Below are 13,910 nucleotides of genomic sequence, written 5' to 3' on the forward strand. Positions count from 1 at the left end.
CCGCTTAGCTGCCGGCGCCAGCGGCAGCCTTCCCTGCCTTCGTCATTTCGGCGAGGGGCAGGGTGGCTGTTGCCCGCCGAATGCCTTTCCCAGGAATTCCTCCATGGACTTTTCCCGTTTCTTCATCGACAGGCCGATCTTCGCGGCGGTGCTGTCGATCGTGATCTTCGCCGCAGGCCTGATCACGATTCCAATCCTGCCGATCAGCGAGTACCCGGAAGTGGTGCCGCCGTCGGTGGTCGTGCGCACGGTCTATCCGGGCGCCAACCCCAAGGTCATTGCCGAGACCGTCGCCACGCCGCTTGAAGAAGCCATCAACGGCGTCGAAGGCATGATGTACCTGAAGTCGGTCGCCGGTTCCGACGGCGTGCTGCAGATGACCGTCACCTTCCGCCCGGGCACCGACCCGGACGCAGCGGCGGTGAAGGTGCAGAACCGCGTGGCGCAGGCGCAGGCGCGCCTGCCCGAGGACGTGCGCCGGCAGGGCGTGACCACGCAGAAGCAGTCGCCGACCTTCCTGATGGTGGTGCACCTGACCTCCCCGCAAGGCAAGTACGACACCCTGTACCTGCGCAACTACGCCCGCCTGCACGTCAAGGATGCGCTGGCGCGCATTCCGGGCGTCGGTGATGCGCAGATCTTCGGTGGTGGCGACTACGCCATGCGCGCCTGGCTGGATCCGGACAAGGTGGCTTCGCGCGGCCTGACCGCCAGCGACGTGGTGCGCGCCATGCGCGAGCAGAACGTGCAGGTGTCGGCCGGCCAGCTCGGCGCCGAACCGCTGCCGGACAGCAAGTTCCTGACCCTGATCAATGCCCAGGGCCGGCTGAAGACCGAAAAGGAATTCGGCGACATCGTGCTCAAGAGCGGCACCGATGGCGAGATCGTGCGCCTGTCCGACGTGGCCCGCCTGGAACTGGGTGCGGGCGACTACACCCTGCGCTCGCAGCTGGACGGCAAGAACGCGGTCGGTATCGGCATCTTCCAGTCGCCGGGTGCGAACGCGCTGGAAATCCGTGACCAGGTCATCTCGACGATGGACGAGATGCAGAAGACCATGCCGGCCGACGTGAAGTACGAAGCGGTGTATGACACCACCATCTTCGTGCGCGACTCGATCAAGGCCGTGGTCTCCACGCTGCTGGAAGCGATCGCGCTGGTGGTGCTGGTGGTGATCCTGTTCCTGCAGACCTGGCGTGCCTCGATCATCCCGTTGATCGCGGTGCCGGTGTCGGTGGTGGGTACCTTCGCCGCGCTGTACCTGCTGGGCTTCTCGATCAATACGCTGAGCCTGTTCGGCCTGGTGCTGGCGATCGGCATCGTGGTCGACGACGCGATCGTGGTGGTGGAGAACGTCGAGCGCAACATCGAGGAAGGTCTGTCGCCCACCGCCGCGGCCCACCAGGCCATGCGCGAAGTGTCCGGCCCGATCGTGGCGATCGCGCTGGTGCTGTGTGCCGTGTTCGTGCCGATGGCGTTCCTGTCCGGTGTCACCGGCCAGTTCTACAAGCAGTTCGCGGTCACCATCGCCATCTCCACGGTGATCTCGGCGATCAACTCGCTGACCCTGTCGCCGGCCCTGGCCGCGCGCCTGCTGAAGGCCCACGGCGCACCGAAGGATGGCCCGAGCCGCCTGATCGACCGCCTGTTCGGCTGGGTGTTCCGCCCGTTCAACCGCTTCTTCAAGTCCAGCTCGGAGAAGTACGAGCGTGGCGTGGCCCGCATCCTCGGCCGACGTGGCGCGGTGTTCGTGGTCTACGCGATCCTGCTGGTCGGTACCGGCGTGATCTTCAAGCTGGTGCCGCCGGGCTTCATCCCGACCCAGGACAAGCTGTACCTGATCGCCGGCGTGAAGCTGCCGGAAGGTTCGTCGATCGCGCGTACCGATGAAATGCTGCGCAAGGTGGCGAAGATCGCCCAGGAAACCGATGGCGTGGCCCACACCATCTCGTTCCCGGGCCTGAACGCGCTGCAGTTCACCAATACGCCCAATACCGGTGTGGCGTTCATTCCGCTCAAGCCCTTCGCCGAGCGTCATGGCCGTACCGCTGCGCAGATCAATGCCGAGATCAACCAGAAGATCGCCGGCCTGCAGGAAGGCTTCGCCTTCGCGATGATGCCGCCGCCGATCCTCGGCCTGGGCAACGGCAACGGCTACCAGATGTTCATCGAGGACCGCGGCAACCTGGGCTACGGCGCGCTGCAGAATGCGGTGCAGGCGATGCAGGGCACCGTGGCGCAGACGCCGGGCATGGCCTTCCCGATTTCCAGCTACCAGGCCAACGTGCCGCAGCTGGATGCCGAGGTCGACCGCGTCAAGGCCAAGGCACAGGGCGTGCAGCTCACCGAACTGTTCGACACCCTGCAGACCTACCTGGGTTCGGCCTACGTCAACGACTTCAACCAGTTCGGCCGTACCTGGCAGGTGATCGCCCAGGCAGACGGTCCGTTCCGCGAGACGGTCGAGGACATCGGCAAGCTGCGTACCCGCAACGACCGCGGCGAGATGGTGCCGATCGGTTCGATGGTCACCATCAAGCAGACCTTCGGCCCGGACCCGGTGCTGCGCTTCAATGGTTACCCGGCAGCGGACCTGGCCGGTGAAGCCGACCCGCGCCTGCTGTCCTCGGCCGAGGCGATGACCAAGCTGACCGAGATCGCCGGCAAGGTGCTGCCGGTGGGCATGACCACCGAATGGACCGACCTGAGCTACCAGCAGGCGACCCAGGGCAAAGCCGCCTTCATCGTGTTCCCGGTGGCGATCATGCTGGCCTTCCTGGTGCTGGCCGCGCTGTACGAGAGCTGGTCGCTGCCGCTGGCGGTGATCCTGATCGTGCCGATGACCCTGCTGTCCGCGCTGTTCGGCGTCTGGCTGACCGGCGGTGACAACAACGTGTTCGTGCAGGTCGGCCTGGTAGTGCTGATGGGCCTGGCGTGCAAGAACGCGATCCTGATCGTCGAGTTCGCCAGAGAACTGGAGATGGGCGGCAAGGGAATCGTTGAAGCTGCGCTGGAAGCCTGCCGCCTGCGCCTGCGCCCGATCGTGATGACCTCCATCGCATTCATCGCCGGCACCGTGCCGCTGGTGCTGTCGCACGGTGCAGGTGCCGAGGTGCGCTCGGTGACCGGTATCACCGTGTTCGCCGGCATGCTGGGCGTGACACTGTTCGGCCTGTTCCTCACCCCGGTGTTCTACGTGGCCCTGCGCAAGTTCGTCACCCGCAACGGTGGTGGCCAGCTGGTGCAGCACGGCGAGCCGACCATCCACCACTGACATGGAACCCCGTCGCCGCCGGTCAATGGCCGGCGGCGGCTTCCCCCTCACAAGGCATGCATCCATGAATACCCATCAGAACAAGATCGCGCTGGTCACCGGCGCCACCCGTGGCATCGGCCTGGAAACCGTGCGCCAGCTGGCCCAGGCGGGCGTGCACACGCTGCTGGCCGGTCGCAAGCGTGAGACCGCCGTTGAGCTGGCGCTGAAGCTGCAGGCTGAAGGCCTGCCGGTCGAAGCCCTGCAACTGGACGTGACCGACGCGGCCAGCATCGCCGAAGCGGTCGAGCAGGTACGCCAGCGCCATGGCCGCCTCGACATCCTGGTCAACAATGCCGGCATCATGATCGAGAATCCCGCGCAGGCGCCGTCGGAGCAATCGCTCGAGACCTGGAAGCGCACCTTCGACACCAACGTGTATGCGCTGGTGGCGGTCACCCAGGCATTCCTGCCGCTGGTCAAGCAGGCCAAGTCCGGCCGCATCGTCAATGTGTCCAGCATGCTCGGATCGCAGACCCTGCACGCGGATCCCTCCTCGGGCATCTATGACTTCAAGATTCCGGCGTACAACGCCTCCAAGGCCGCGGTGAACAGCTGGACCCTGAGCCTGGCCTACGAACTGCGCAACACGCCGATCAAGGTTAATACCGTGCATCCGGGCTACGTCAAGACCGACATGAACGGTGGCAACGGCGAGATCGAAATCAGCGAAGGTGCACGCTCCAGCGTGGAAATGGCACTCATCGGTGAATCCGGTGCCAGCGGCAGCTTCACCTACCTGGGTGAGGTGCTGCCATGGTGATCCGCACGTTGGCGATGGCCGTCTCCAGCCTGGTGCTGGCGGGCTGTGTCAGCGTCGGCCCGAACTACAAGGCGCCGGTGCAGGAACCGGTGGTGCTGCAGGGGGCGCAGCAGCCGGTGTTCAGCACTACCTCGCCGGTGGCCAGCTGGTGGGCGCAGTTCGATGATCCGGTGCTGGAAGAACTGGTGCACGGCGCACTGTCGGACAACCTGGACCTGCGCGTGGCCGTGGCCCGCGTCAGCCAGGCCCGCGCGGTGTTCGTCGAAAGCCGCTTCGACCAGGCCCCGCACATCACCGCGGGCGGCAGCTACGACCGCCGCAAGCAACCCGATCCGCAGCTGGGTGGGCAGCGGGTGTTCAGTGAAAGCTACCAGCTCGGCTTCGATGCCGGCTGGGAGCTGGATCTGTTCGGCCGCAAGCGCCGTGCAGCAGAAGCCGCGCGCGCCGACCTGGACGCCGAGCAGGCCAACCTGGCCGATGCGCAGGTACTGGTCGCCGCCGAAGTGGCACGCAACTACTTCGAGCTGCGCGGTACGCAGAAGCGCATCGCGGTGGCCCAGCACACCCTGGTCAACCTGCGCGATACGCAGAAGCTGACCGAGGCGCGCTGGGAGCTGGGCGCCGGCAGCGAGCTGGACGTGCAGAGCAGTCGCGCCCGGCTGAAGGCGATCGAGGCCGATATTCCGCTGCTGGAAGTGGCCGAAACGCAGTCGCGCAATCGCCTGGCGGTTCTGCTGGGCCAGCGTCCGGAAACGCTGACCGCCATGCTTGCGCCGCACGACGTGCCGGCATTTGCCAAGGCGCTGCCGCTGGGCGATACCCGCGAGCTGCTGCGCCAACGCGCCGACGTGCGCGTGGCCGAGCGTCGCCTGGCCGCTGCCACCGCGCGGGTGGGCGTGGCCACTGCGGACCTGTTCCCGCGGCTGTCACTGTCCGGTTTCGTCGGCTTCCTTGGCGGCGACGCCAGTGGCCTGGTCAATGGCAACAACAAGGCCTGGTCGCTGACGCCGTCGCTGAGCTGGGCCGCGTTCGACTTCGGCACCGTGCGTGCACGCCTGCGTGCCAGCAAGGCTGAAGCCGAGGGCGTGGCGGCGCAGTATGAGCAGGCCGTGCTGCTGGCGCTGGAAGACACCGAGAACGCGCTGACCCGCTATTCCAAGCAGCAGGCGCGGCTGGCGATCGTGGTCGAGCAGGCGCAGGCGGCACGCCGGGCTGAGTCGCTGGCGCAGATCCGCTACCGCGAGGGCTCGGAAGACTTCCTGACCCTGCTGGATGCGCAGCGCACGCAGCTGGCGGCCGACGATGCGTTGGCGGCGGCTGAGTCCGAGGTCAATGTCAGCGTGGTGGGCGTGTACAAGGCGCTGGGTGGCTGGGGGCAATCACCGCAGCCGCCGAGCGTGGCGCAGGTGCAGTAACCGCAGGGGACGGAAGCAGTGGCTTCCGTCCCTTTCTTCTGTCAGGGCCAGTGATTGGCCGGTGTGTCGCGCTCGCGCATGCGCACGATGCAGAAGCGATGGCCGGTGGGTGCTTCCATCACCCACCAGCGTTTGACGAAGCCGATCCGGCGCGCGCCGAGTTTTTCCAGTCGATCTGCCTCGGCATCGATGTCGTCGCTCTCGATGTCCAGGTGCACCCGTGAGGGGTGAGCGACACGTTGCACTTCCACGTTCAGGCCTGCGGGTGCGCCCTGCAGGTCGGCGTACTCGGCGCCATCTTCGCCATACGATGGCTGCGCCTGCAGACCGAGGGCGGCCGCCCAGAAGCGTGCGCCTTCGTCAGCGGGCGTGTCCTGGCAGTCGATGATGAATCCGGCCAGACGGCTCTGGTGCGCCATGACGTCCTCCGCAGATCGGGAATGGAGGGAGGGTAGCGCGTCGCTTGCTGTGGACGTTGTCACAGTCATGACGTTTCTGACTCTGCCAGAACCGGGGCCTGCGGTGTAACTAGTGGGGCAGATTCCGGGAGGGATGGCGATGAGCGACGACAAACGTGATACCCAGCGCATGCTGTTTGGTGATCCGGGACCGCCTGGCGCAGGGCTGTCGGTAGCGGTCGTAGTGCTGATGGTGTTGGCTACCATGGCGGCTGCGATCGGCTTCATGCGCCTGCCGGACCAGATGCTGGGGCTGGGCCTGATCGGCATCTCCGTGTTTCTGGCGGTCGGTGCCCGCATCTGCCAGGCACGCAACCAGCATCAGGCGCTGTACCGGCTGATGTCGCGACAGCCGCGGCATTGAGATTGCACCGCATTGAGATCCTGAACGAAGCAATGGCCACACTTCCAGAATTACACTTGGCCTGCAGGTGGGAATAGACGCGACATCACGCGGTAGCCATCGGAACTATTCAGTAACGTTCTAATGATCTCTTCTCCATCAACATGAAATGATTCATGGGACTTGATGTAGCAGAAAAATTCTTCAGCAAGAACGGAGCCGGCTGAATTGAATGCTCCATGCAGCTCCGGCCTTGAACGGTCAAGGAACAGCACCGAAGCAACAGCAGTTCCCAGGGCCCGCATCGCGAGAGAAGGACCGCTATGGTCCCAGAGCCAGCGACCCTTTGCCGGACAGAAGTCCTCGTTGTCATCGTGAATCATGTAGTTCCAGTCGGGGCTCTCGTACATCCAGTCTGGTGGCGTAAGGAGCCTGCCGTTGTAGAGAACTTCATGGGTTCTCGCTGAGCCGGTAAATCTCACTCCGTGGTGCTGAAGCCAGCAAAGTGCACGTTTGCTCAGTGCGTGATACTCGAGACGCTGCTGTACCCCCTGTGTAATCTGGGCTTGCGTGGATCCATCGGTTGCCGCGAGCAGAAATTCACCCAATGGAATGCTTTCCGAATGCAGTTCGGTGAGATCCAGGTATGCTCGTCCTTGTAGAACAGGAGGGAGTGCTGTGCGGGCTTCAGCATCGAGGATGACTGGGACGATTCGCACGTCGGACTGATCCACGTGCTTCTCCAGCATAGCCAGTTCGCGATTCAATCCTGAGCCGGGTCTCGACATGGCCGAGAGAAAGTCGCTGTCACAAAGGCAGAAAACGATCAGTGGGCGTTCCGCAAACGCGCGTTCAATCAGCTTGTCGATGTTTTGACCAAAACCGACGCTGTCCCTGTCCCAAAAGACTCGATACTTCCAATCCAAGTTGCGGACAATGTCGCTACGGATCCATTCCTTTGCATGAAATTGCCCGCCCCAAGCGTAAGAAATGAAGACAGATGCATCTTCGCGCCAAGGTGTGTCCATTCAGTCAGTATGATTGTTTTGGATTCGACCGGATTCTACTCAGGCCAGTCCAGCTCGACCACCAGCGGGAAATGATCCGACGGCAGCACGCCGTCGATGCGACGGTCATCGGTCAGGAAGCTGCGTGCATGGAAGCCACGCACCAGCACCCAGTCCAGCTGCACGGTGGCCTTGCCGGTGAAATCGTGGAAGGTCAGGCGTGGCCCCTGCGGAACCTTCACCTGAGTACGGGTGTCCTGCAGCAGGCGGGTGAATGCCTTGTAGGTGTCACCACCGGGCTCGCTGTTGAAGTCACCCGTCAGGACCACCGGCAGATCGGCCGGCAGGGCTTGCACGCGCTTGCCGATCAGCTCGGCACCCTTCACCCGGCGCGGTTCATCCTCGTCGCGGTAGGGCAGGTGGGTATTCATGAAATAGAAACGACGGCCATCGTCCAGGCGGCGGAACAGGGCCCAGGTGACCATGCGCGGGTACAGGTTGCCCCAGGTGATGCTGCCGGGTACGTCGGGCGTATCGGACAACCAGAAGTTGCCGGACTCCTCGATGGCCAGCACCTTGCTGTCGTAGAACACGCCCATGTGTTCGTCACCGCTGCCACCACGGCGGCCTTCGCCGAACCAGCGGTAGCCGGGCAGGTGTCCGGACAGGTAGTCGGCCTGCTCCTTCACCAGTTCCTGGGTGCCAATCACAGCCGGGTGCGCATCGAGGATGACCTTGACCATGGCATCGCGGCGGTCGGGCCAGCGCTTGCCCGGTTCGGTATCGGCCGGGGTGCGTACGTTGAACGACATCACTTTGAGTGGCGCCGGTGCAGCAGCCCAGGCGACGGCAGGCAGCGCAAGCGCCAGCAGCGCACACAGCGCGGGGCGACGGAAACGCGACAACATCGTGGAATCCCTCCATTCCATGAAAACGGTTTCATGGAGCATGCCATGGAAGGTGGGGGCAGCGGTATGCCGGGATGGGCGGATGCAGGTGCCGGGCGGGCGGTGAAAGCGCCGCCCGGCGGATCGCGCGGGCGCGATCAGGAGGTCATGGGTGCTCAGTCGGCAGGCAGGTACCACTGGCCATTCTGGTCAATCCAGTACACCCGGATGTAGGGAGTGCCGTCCTCGTCGAAGTACGTCACTTCGCAACGTTGATGGTAATAGGGCCCCATCTTGACCCGGACGCAGTTCGTGTTCTCCGGACCACCGCCACCACCGCCGGCGGTGGCCTGGGACGGCGTGGAGAGAGCTCCCACGGCAAACATCAGTGCGGCCATCGAGGCCAGGTGCAGTTTCATGGGCATCATCCTTGTGTCTGCAATCGCGCATCTGCGCGGTGTCGTGCAACTACCCCCGATAGCGCATGCGATCAAGCGGCAGCTGCTGCATGCGCGCCGGCCTGGCGGGCGGTCCGGCGCAGTCCCCCCTGGCTCAGTCGCGCAGGTAAGGGTTGCCGTACTCGTCAATCCAGTATTCGGCGGTGTAGACGTTGCCGAATTCATCGGTGTAGGTTTCCGTGCAGTGGTGGTGGACGCGGTTGCGGTCCACATTCACTGGCACACAGGAAACATTCTCTCTCGGGACCCCTGTGTTGGCGTCCGCCACCGGAGCCAGGGTTGCAGTTGCCACCACCAACGCGGCCATCGCGGCCAGTTGCAGTTTCATAAGCATCATCCTTGCTTTCTGCAATCGCGCACATGCGCATGGCGTGTGTAACACGCGAGCCAAACCGCCGGAAGTGCCTCGCCGCGATCAGTCCTCGATCTCGCCGCGTCGATTGGCAGCACGTACCGCCTGCGCGGTGGTTGCCACCCCCAGGCGTTGGCGCGCGTGGCGCAGATGGTTCTCCACCGTGCGCGTGGAAAGCCCAAGCGTGGCCGCGATCTCAGCCTGACGGCGCCCGGCGGCAACCCAGCGCAGCACTTCGCGCTCGCGCGTGCTCAACGCGCTTCCCGAAAGCTCGGCAGGCGATTCGACCAGATGGCGTGCGGCTCGGAATGCTGCGGTTGCAGCAGCCGCCAGCTGCAGGCGCGCGCTGGCCGACGCGTCGATCGACGTACCGGCAACGCTGATCGCGCCCTCCAGGCCGGTGGTGCCGAACACCGGCACCTGCAGACCATGCAGGCCTTCGCCGCGTGGCTGCTTCACTATCTGGTAGCGTTCGCCGCGAACGCCCTGGCGCTTGCTCCAGAAGAACGGCGCGTCGCTGTCCAGCACGTGGCGATTGACCGGGCAGGCGTGGAGGTAGCCCGCAAGGTCGGTATCGCTGCCATCGCCGAACCAGTCGCCCTCGATCCAGTACACGCGTTGTGTACCGCGCTCCAGCCCGGTGCCGGTGGCGAACACCAGCACGCGGTCGTAGCCGAGTGGTGCCGCGATGCCTCGCAGGACCGCACCCACCGCGCTCAGCGAACGGGCGCGTTCCATTTCCAGCAATGCCTGCACCAGCGCGGTCATCCGGTTCAGCGCCCGGCCAGGGCGTCGAGCAGCGTGCGCGCGGCCAGCTTGCCCAGCGCATTACCGGCCAGCGGGCTGTCGCCGGTCAGCAGCAGGCGGTCCTGCAGCACGCTGCCATCGATGCCGTCATTGACGATCTGCACGCCCTGCTGCGCCAGGCGCTCACCGAAGAACCACGGCAGCTGCCCGGGCATGTAGCCGATCTCCGGCGTCTGCCGGTCCATCGCATCGGGGAAGGCACAGATGCGGTAGCCGCGGAACAGCGAACCACCATCGGCCTCGTCCACGCCTGCGGCCAGCAATGCGGCCGGGCCGTGGCAAAGGGTGATGATGTGACGTTGCTCGGCCATCGCCCAGTGCAGGGCTGCCTTTACCGCGCGACTCTGCGGCAGTCCGATCAGGGCGCCATGGCCGCCGGGGATGAACACTGCGGCATAGTCCGAATCCGCAGCAAGCCCGGCGACCACCTCATCCAACGGCAGTGGCTGGCGGAAACGCGACGCGTAACGTTCGTACAGTTCGCCGATCTCCGTGTCCTCACGCGGGAACGCCCACCACTCGAACTTGGCGGCGTTGCCGGACAGCGTGGCCACATCGATGTCGAAGCCGGCCTTGTCCAGGTGGTACATCGGCAGCAGGGTTTCCACCGGATGGTTGCCGGTGGAGAACAGGTGGCCGTTGGCAGTGGGCAGATAGCGTTCGTCCGCAGCGATCATCAGCACCTTCCAGCGGCCATCGCGGCGTGCGTCCGGATAGTCGGCACCTGACAGGTTGCTCTTGGGCGATGTGAACTGCGACAGCGAGTAGGGCGACGGGAAGAAGGCATCGCGCTCGGCCGGGTCGGGGCTGGGCTGGCGGCTGGGCTCTTGCGTGTTCATGCGGACCTCCAGTGGGGTGGTGGGATCCAGCATAGAAGGGCTGATGCGTACGTGCGATGAGGGTTTTCCCTCAGCCGCGCGCAGCTACTTCACCGTGGCCGAATGCTGCTGCATGTCTTCATGCAGGATCCGCCGCAGTTCGACGATGGCCGGCGTGGCTTCCTGCACGCTGTGCCCGGATACGATTACCTTCTCCGAATCCGCGTGCGGCAGGTGCGAGCTCCAGTAGGGCACCAGCCCGTCGTCGGTTTTTTCCAGCGGCCCATCGGCCTTGGCGCGCGCGATGATCGAGTGGTAGTGCACCTTCGGCGACATCGGCAGGTCGGCCACCGCGCGGACGAAGGGATCGTCCTTGTCCAGATTCTGGATGCTGTTCATCTGGTAACCGTGCTTGCCGTCATTGCGGTCGATCTGACCATCGTTGGCAATGGTGGCCACGTCTTCCAGCACGGTCAGCGGCAATCGCACCAGGCGACCGATCCAGCGGCCCAGGCGGGTGCCCGCCACGTCGGTGCCGCGGTGTGGCGTGGCGATGAATACCACGCGCGATACTTCCGGTTCCGGCAGGAAAGACAGCACCGGTGCGCCCTTGGTACGCAGCAGTTCACGCTGTGCCGGCGTCATCTGCGCAGTCTCCAGCAGGGTGTCGACCAGATGATCGCCGGAAGAGGAGATCATCAGCCGCGCGATCACGCCACCCATGCTGTGCCCGACCAGCACCATGTCATGCGAAGCCTGCGCCTTGCCGCTGGGGTCGAAATGCTTGAGCACTTCGGACAGTGTATGACGCATCGCATCGTGGCTCATCGCGATGGGCATGTTGGTCGGGTAGTAGAACTGCCAGACCTGGAAGTCCTGGCGGATCTCGTCGTCGCGCATCAGTTCGTTGGCGACGTTCACCCATGCTTCCGGGCTGCTGGCCAGGCCATGGATCATCAGCAGCACGCGACGGTTCGGATCGTAGGGCTGCATCATGTACAGGTGCGGCGTGTCGATGCCGCCCTTGCCACCGAACAGCGAGCGCAGCGACTGGTGGCTGAAGTTGGAACGGGCCAGCCACAACGCATAGCCGGCGGTGAAGTTCGCGGCCAGCGGAACCTGTTGGCCATGCAGGGTGACTTCCGTGACCTGGTAGGGATCGTGGATCTCCAGCTCCGGCTCGTCGTCGTGCAGCACTTCCCACAGGTTCTTTCCCGAGAAGCGCAGCAGCACCGTCATTGAAGGGGAGGGCATCTCGCTCCAGCTCTGCGCGGCCGAGGTGCTTGCCTGCGCGGCGGGCGTCGCTGCCGAAGGCGGGGTGGCCGTGCTGCCAGCCGGATCGTTCATCACCGCCACCAGCTCGGCACCGAAGCCATCGCGGCGATGCACGCTGCGCAGCGTGCCAGTGAACGACAGCGAGGCCGCCGGTACCAGTTCGGTAGGGGTACGCGTATCCAGCGGTGATGCTTCGCCTGAAGGGGCCAGCACGAAGGTCCAGCGGCCCAGCTGGAAGTGGCTGGCCTGGCCGTGCACGCGGCCCGTGGCATAGGCGTCGTACAGCTGTACCGAGGCTTCCTGCACGGCCAGGTTGTAGTAGTCGCGCACCTGGGTCTGGCGATCTTCGAAGCCGCGCTGGTTGGCGGTGCGCTCGGTGAAGAAAAGATAGGCATAGGCCTGGCGCGCGACCTGCATCCACGCATCCAGGCGCGGTTGGAAATCGGCATCCAGTTCGGTGATCGCGCTCTTGGCGCGGCCGGATGCCGAGTACTCACGCTTCGGCGCCGGCAGGGTCATCGCATACTGCAGCCACAACTCGGCCAGGCTGGAGCGCTTGTCCTCCTCGCGCACCACGATGCTGCCTTCCATGGCCTCGATGCAGGGCAGGCCCGGTTTGGCGCAGACGCCTTCGTCGAGGCCGGCCACCCGCAAGGTCTCCGTGGTCGCCGCGCTGAGCTTGCCGGAAGTGAGGATGTCACCGCGCTTGAGCGCGATGTACTGGCCGGGCGTGACCGAGGCCACCTGCACCGACGGCCCGAACTGGCGCAACGTGGCGCAGCCGCCCAGGGTGAGCAGCACAGTGATGATGATGGTCGTGCGGCCGATGAAGCCCAAGCCCGTGGTTGCCATACGATCCTCCTGCGCGGTGGCGCCACTCTAGCGGTCGGCATGTCAAAGCGGAAGATACCGGGCGGTCGGTTTGGGGGGCTAAGGCGCTGCCATCCAAGCGATTCAGCCGGTTCCGTGTGACACTGGGGTGAATGGAGCGATGCAGGGACTGCGATGACGTGGCTTGAGACCCGGATCCCGCCGCCGCTGGTGATGCTGCTGTGCGCGGGGATCGGCTGGCTGGGGAGCCGACTGTGGCCGGAGGCGGTGTTGCCCCTGCCGATGCGGGCGCTGATGTCAGGCGGGGTGATGGCGATCGGTGTGGCGCTGAACCTGCTGCCGAAGCTTGCGTTCCAGCGGGCGCGCACCACGGTCAATCCGCTGCGCCCTTCGGCATCAAGCGCGCTGGTCACGCGCGGCATGTACCGTTACACGCGCAATCCGATGTATCTGGGCCAGGCAACGATCCTCACTGGCGCAATGTTGTACCTGCAGAACACGATCGCGTTGCTGGCTGTGCCGTTGTTCGTGCTCTACATCACCTGGTTGCAGATCATGCCGGAAGAGCGGGCGTTGCTGGCCCGCTTCCCCGACGTGTATCCGATGTTCCGCCAACGAGTGCGGCGTTGGCTGTAGCGGGCATCACCCATTATCGAGAGATCTGGCACTTCACGGCAGCGGAATAGCCTTCGTAGTCATCGCCTGCGATCACGTGCAGGGTGTGGCGCTTGTCAGTGGTCTTCACGTATGAAGGTTCCTGCGTGTTGGCGTGTTCGTTGACCGTGTTCACTGACCACGCTTTGGCCAGATGCGTGGCGTCAACGCCGTTCAAGTAGACGAAGAGGCTCTTCTCGCCCTCGGCCACGTTCACATCGGCACTGGTGACGGTGCCGCCGAACAGGGCGACCGGCTTGTCTTCCGGCTCGAAGGTGCCATCCGGTTTCCTGGCCAGGCCAGCGGCCTGCAGTGCATCGATGGCGTCGGCCTCGCTGAAGTCCGAGCCGGCCTTGCAGGCCAGCAGGGCTTCCAGCGTGGCGGTGCCGGGGGGCGCGATGGCCGGTGCCGCGGCGTGCGTGGCTGGGGTTGCGGCGAGGGTGACGAGGAACAGGGTGAGAGCGACGGGAGCTTTCATGGCAGATCCTTTAATGTGTCGCGGGATAGCCGGTGGCGGGGCGAACAGATC

14 protein-coding genes are annotated in these 13,910 nt (G+C 64.9%); 5 read left to right on the forward strand and 9 right to left on the reverse strand.

Annotation, left to right across the window (positions count from 1 at the left end; translation table 11 throughout):
- The first annotated feature begins 103 nt into the window (after positions 1–103).
- From O0K41_RS04055 to O0K41_RS04065, 3 genes are all read left to right on the forward strand, one after another.
- Positions 104–3,274: a multidrug efflux RND transporter permease subunit gene (locus tag O0K41_RS04055; RefSeq protein WP_005409111.1), complete on the forward strand. Its 3,171-nt coding sequence runs from the start codon at positions 104–106 to the stop codon at positions 3,272–3,274.
- Between the two features lie 64 nt (positions 3,275–3,338).
- Entirely contained in the window at positions 3,339–4,076 is a 738-nt protein-coding gene (locus tag O0K41_RS04060; protein ID WP_005409112.1) for an SDR family oxidoreductase, read from the forward strand.
- On the forward strand, positions 4,070–5,491 hold the full coding sequence (locus O0K41_RS04065) for an efflux transporter outer membrane subunit (protein WP_005409113.1): 1,422 nt from the start codon (positions 4,070–4,072) through the stop codon (positions 5,489–5,491). The genes O0K41_RS04060 and O0K41_RS04065 overlap by 7 nt, the downstream gene beginning before the upstream one ends.
- A 41-nt stretch (positions 5,492–5,532) precedes the next feature.
- Here O0K41_RS04065 and O0K41_RS04070 read toward each other — a convergent pair whose 3' ends face one another.
- Positions 5,533–5,910: a VOC family protein gene (locus tag O0K41_RS04070; RefSeq protein WP_005409114.1), complete on the reverse strand. Its 378-nt coding sequence runs from the start codon at positions 5,908–5,910 to the stop codon at positions 5,533–5,535.
- Positions 5,911–6,049: 139 nt separating this feature from the next.
- On the opposite strand from O0K41_RS04070, the gene O0K41_RS04075 reads away from it, so the two are divergent.
- A complete protein-coding gene (locus O0K41_RS04075) occupies positions 6,050–6,313 on the forward strand; it encodes a hypothetical protein (protein WP_049395953.1) in 264 nt (87 codons plus the stop codon).
- Between the two features lie 50 nt (positions 6,314–6,363).
- Here the strand turns inward: O0K41_RS04075 and O0K41_RS04080 are convergent, their stop codons facing one another.
- From O0K41_RS04080 to O0K41_RS04110, 7 genes are all read right to left on the reverse strand, one after another.
- The gene (locus O0K41_RS04080) at positions 6,364–7,320 is read right to left on the reverse strand and encodes a toll/interleukin-1 receptor domain-containing protein (protein ID WP_088435613.1); all 957 of its coding nucleotides are present in this window, start codon (positions 7,318–7,320) and stop codon (positions 6,364–6,366) included.
- 35 nt (positions 7,321–7,355) lie between these two features.
- Entirely contained in the window at positions 7,356–8,207 is an 852-nt protein-coding gene (locus O0K41_RS04085) for an endonuclease/exonuclease/phosphatase family protein (RefSeq protein WP_088435612.1), read from the reverse strand.
- Positions 8,208–8,362: 155 nt separating this feature from the next.
- Entirely contained in the window at positions 8,363–8,605 is a 243-nt protein-coding gene (locus tag O0K41_RS04090) for a hypothetical protein (protein ID WP_005409117.1), read from the reverse strand.
- 133 nt (positions 8,606–8,738) lie between these two features.
- Positions 8,739–8,972 (reverse strand): hypothetical protein, encoded by a 234-nt coding sequence (locus O0K41_RS04095; protein ID WP_006433851.1) that lies wholly within the window; start codon positions 8,970–8,972, stop codon positions 8,739–8,741.
- Between the two features lie 87 nt (positions 8,973–9,059).
- Entirely contained in the window at positions 9,060–9,764 is a 705-nt protein-coding gene (locus tag O0K41_RS04100; RefSeq protein WP_049449221.1) for a PA1136 family autoinducer-binding transcriptional regulator, read from the reverse strand.
- 5 nt (positions 9,765–9,769) lie between these two features.
- On the reverse strand, positions 9,770–10,642 hold the full coding sequence (gene hchA, locus O0K41_RS04105) for a glyoxalase III HchA (protein WP_049449252.1): 873 nt from the start codon (positions 10,640–10,642) through the stop codon (positions 9,770–9,772).
- A gap of 84 nt (positions 10,643–10,726) precedes the next feature.
- Entirely contained in the window at positions 10,727–12,748 is a 2,022-nt protein-coding gene (locus O0K41_RS04110; RefSeq protein ID WP_164222040.1) for an alpha/beta fold hydrolase, read from the reverse strand.
- A gap of 153 nt (positions 12,749–12,901) precedes the next feature.
- Between O0K41_RS04110 and O0K41_RS04115 the strand changes: the two genes are divergently transcribed.
- Positions 12,902–13,363 (forward strand): isoprenylcysteine carboxylmethyltransferase family protein, encoded by a 462-nt coding sequence (locus tag O0K41_RS04115; protein ID WP_043035469.1) that lies wholly within the window; start codon positions 12,902–12,904, stop codon positions 13,361–13,363.
- Positions 13,364–13,376: 13 nt separating this feature from the next.
- Here O0K41_RS04115 and O0K41_RS04120 read toward each other — a convergent pair whose 3' ends face one another.
- Positions 13,377–13,859 (reverse strand): hypothetical protein, encoded by a 483-nt coding sequence (locus O0K41_RS04120; protein WP_164222042.1) that lies wholly within the window; start codon positions 13,857–13,859, stop codon positions 13,377–13,379.
- Positions 13,860–13,910: the final 51 nt, after the last annotated feature.

Source organism: Stenotrophomonas sp. Sm2128 (assembly GCF_030985535.1).
In the GTDB taxonomy this organism is placed as follows: Bacteria; Pseudomonadota; Gammaproteobacteria; order Xanthomonadales; family Xanthomonadaceae; genus Stenotrophomonas; species Stenotrophomonas maltophilia.

Coding starts and splice junctions, on each gene's coding strand:
- O0K41_RS04055 (WP_005409111.1), top strand. CDS start 104: ATGGACTTTTCCCGTTTCTTCATCGACAGGCCGATCTTCGCGGCGGTG.
- O0K41_RS04060 (WP_005409112.1), top strand. CDS start 3,339: ATGAATACCCATCAGAACAAGATCGCGCTGGTCACCGGCGCCACCCGT.
- O0K41_RS04065 (WP_005409113.1), top strand. CDS start 4,070: ATGGTGATCCGCACGTTGGCGATGGCCGTCTCCAGCCTGGTGCTGGCG.
- O0K41_RS04070 (WP_005409114.1), bottom strand. CDS start 5,910: ATGGCGCACCAGAGCCGTCTGGCCGGATTCATCATCGACTGCCAGGAC.
- O0K41_RS04075 (WP_049395953.1), top strand. CDS start 6,050: ATGAGCGACGACAAACGTGATACCCAGCGCATGCTGTTTGGTGATCCG.
- O0K41_RS04080 (WP_088435613.1), bottom strand. CDS start 7,320: ATGGACACACCTTGGCGCGAAGATGCATCTGTCTTCATTTCTTACGCT.
- O0K41_RS04085 (WP_088435612.1), bottom strand. CDS start 8,207: ATGTTGTCGCGTTTCCGTCGCCCCGCGCTGTGTGCGCTGCTGGCGCTT.
- O0K41_RS04090 (WP_005409117.1), bottom strand. CDS start 8,605: ATGAAACTGCACCTGGCCTCGATGGCCGCACTGATGTTTGCCGTGGGA.
- O0K41_RS04095 (WP_006433851.1), bottom strand. CDS start 8,972: ATGAAACTGCAACTGGCCGCGATGGCCGCGTTGGTGGTGGCAACTGCA.
- O0K41_RS04100 (WP_049449221.1), bottom strand. CDS start 9,764: ATGACCGCGCTGGTGCAGGCATTGCTGGAAATGGAACGCGCCCGTTCG.
- hchA (WP_049449252.1), bottom strand. CDS start 10,642: ATGAACACGCAAGAGCCCAGCCGCCAGCCCAGCCCCGACCCGGCCGAG.
- O0K41_RS04110 (WP_164222040.1), bottom strand. CDS start 12,748: ATGGCAACCACGGGCTTGGGCTTCATCGGCCGCACGACCATCATCATC.
- O0K41_RS04115 (WP_043035469.1), top strand. CDS start 12,902: ATGACGTGGCTTGAGACCCGGATCCCGCCGCCGCTGGTGATGCTGCTG.
- O0K41_RS04120 (WP_164222042.1), bottom strand. CDS start 13,859: ATGAAAGCTCCCGTCGCTCTCACCCTGTTCCTCGTCACCCTCGCCGCA.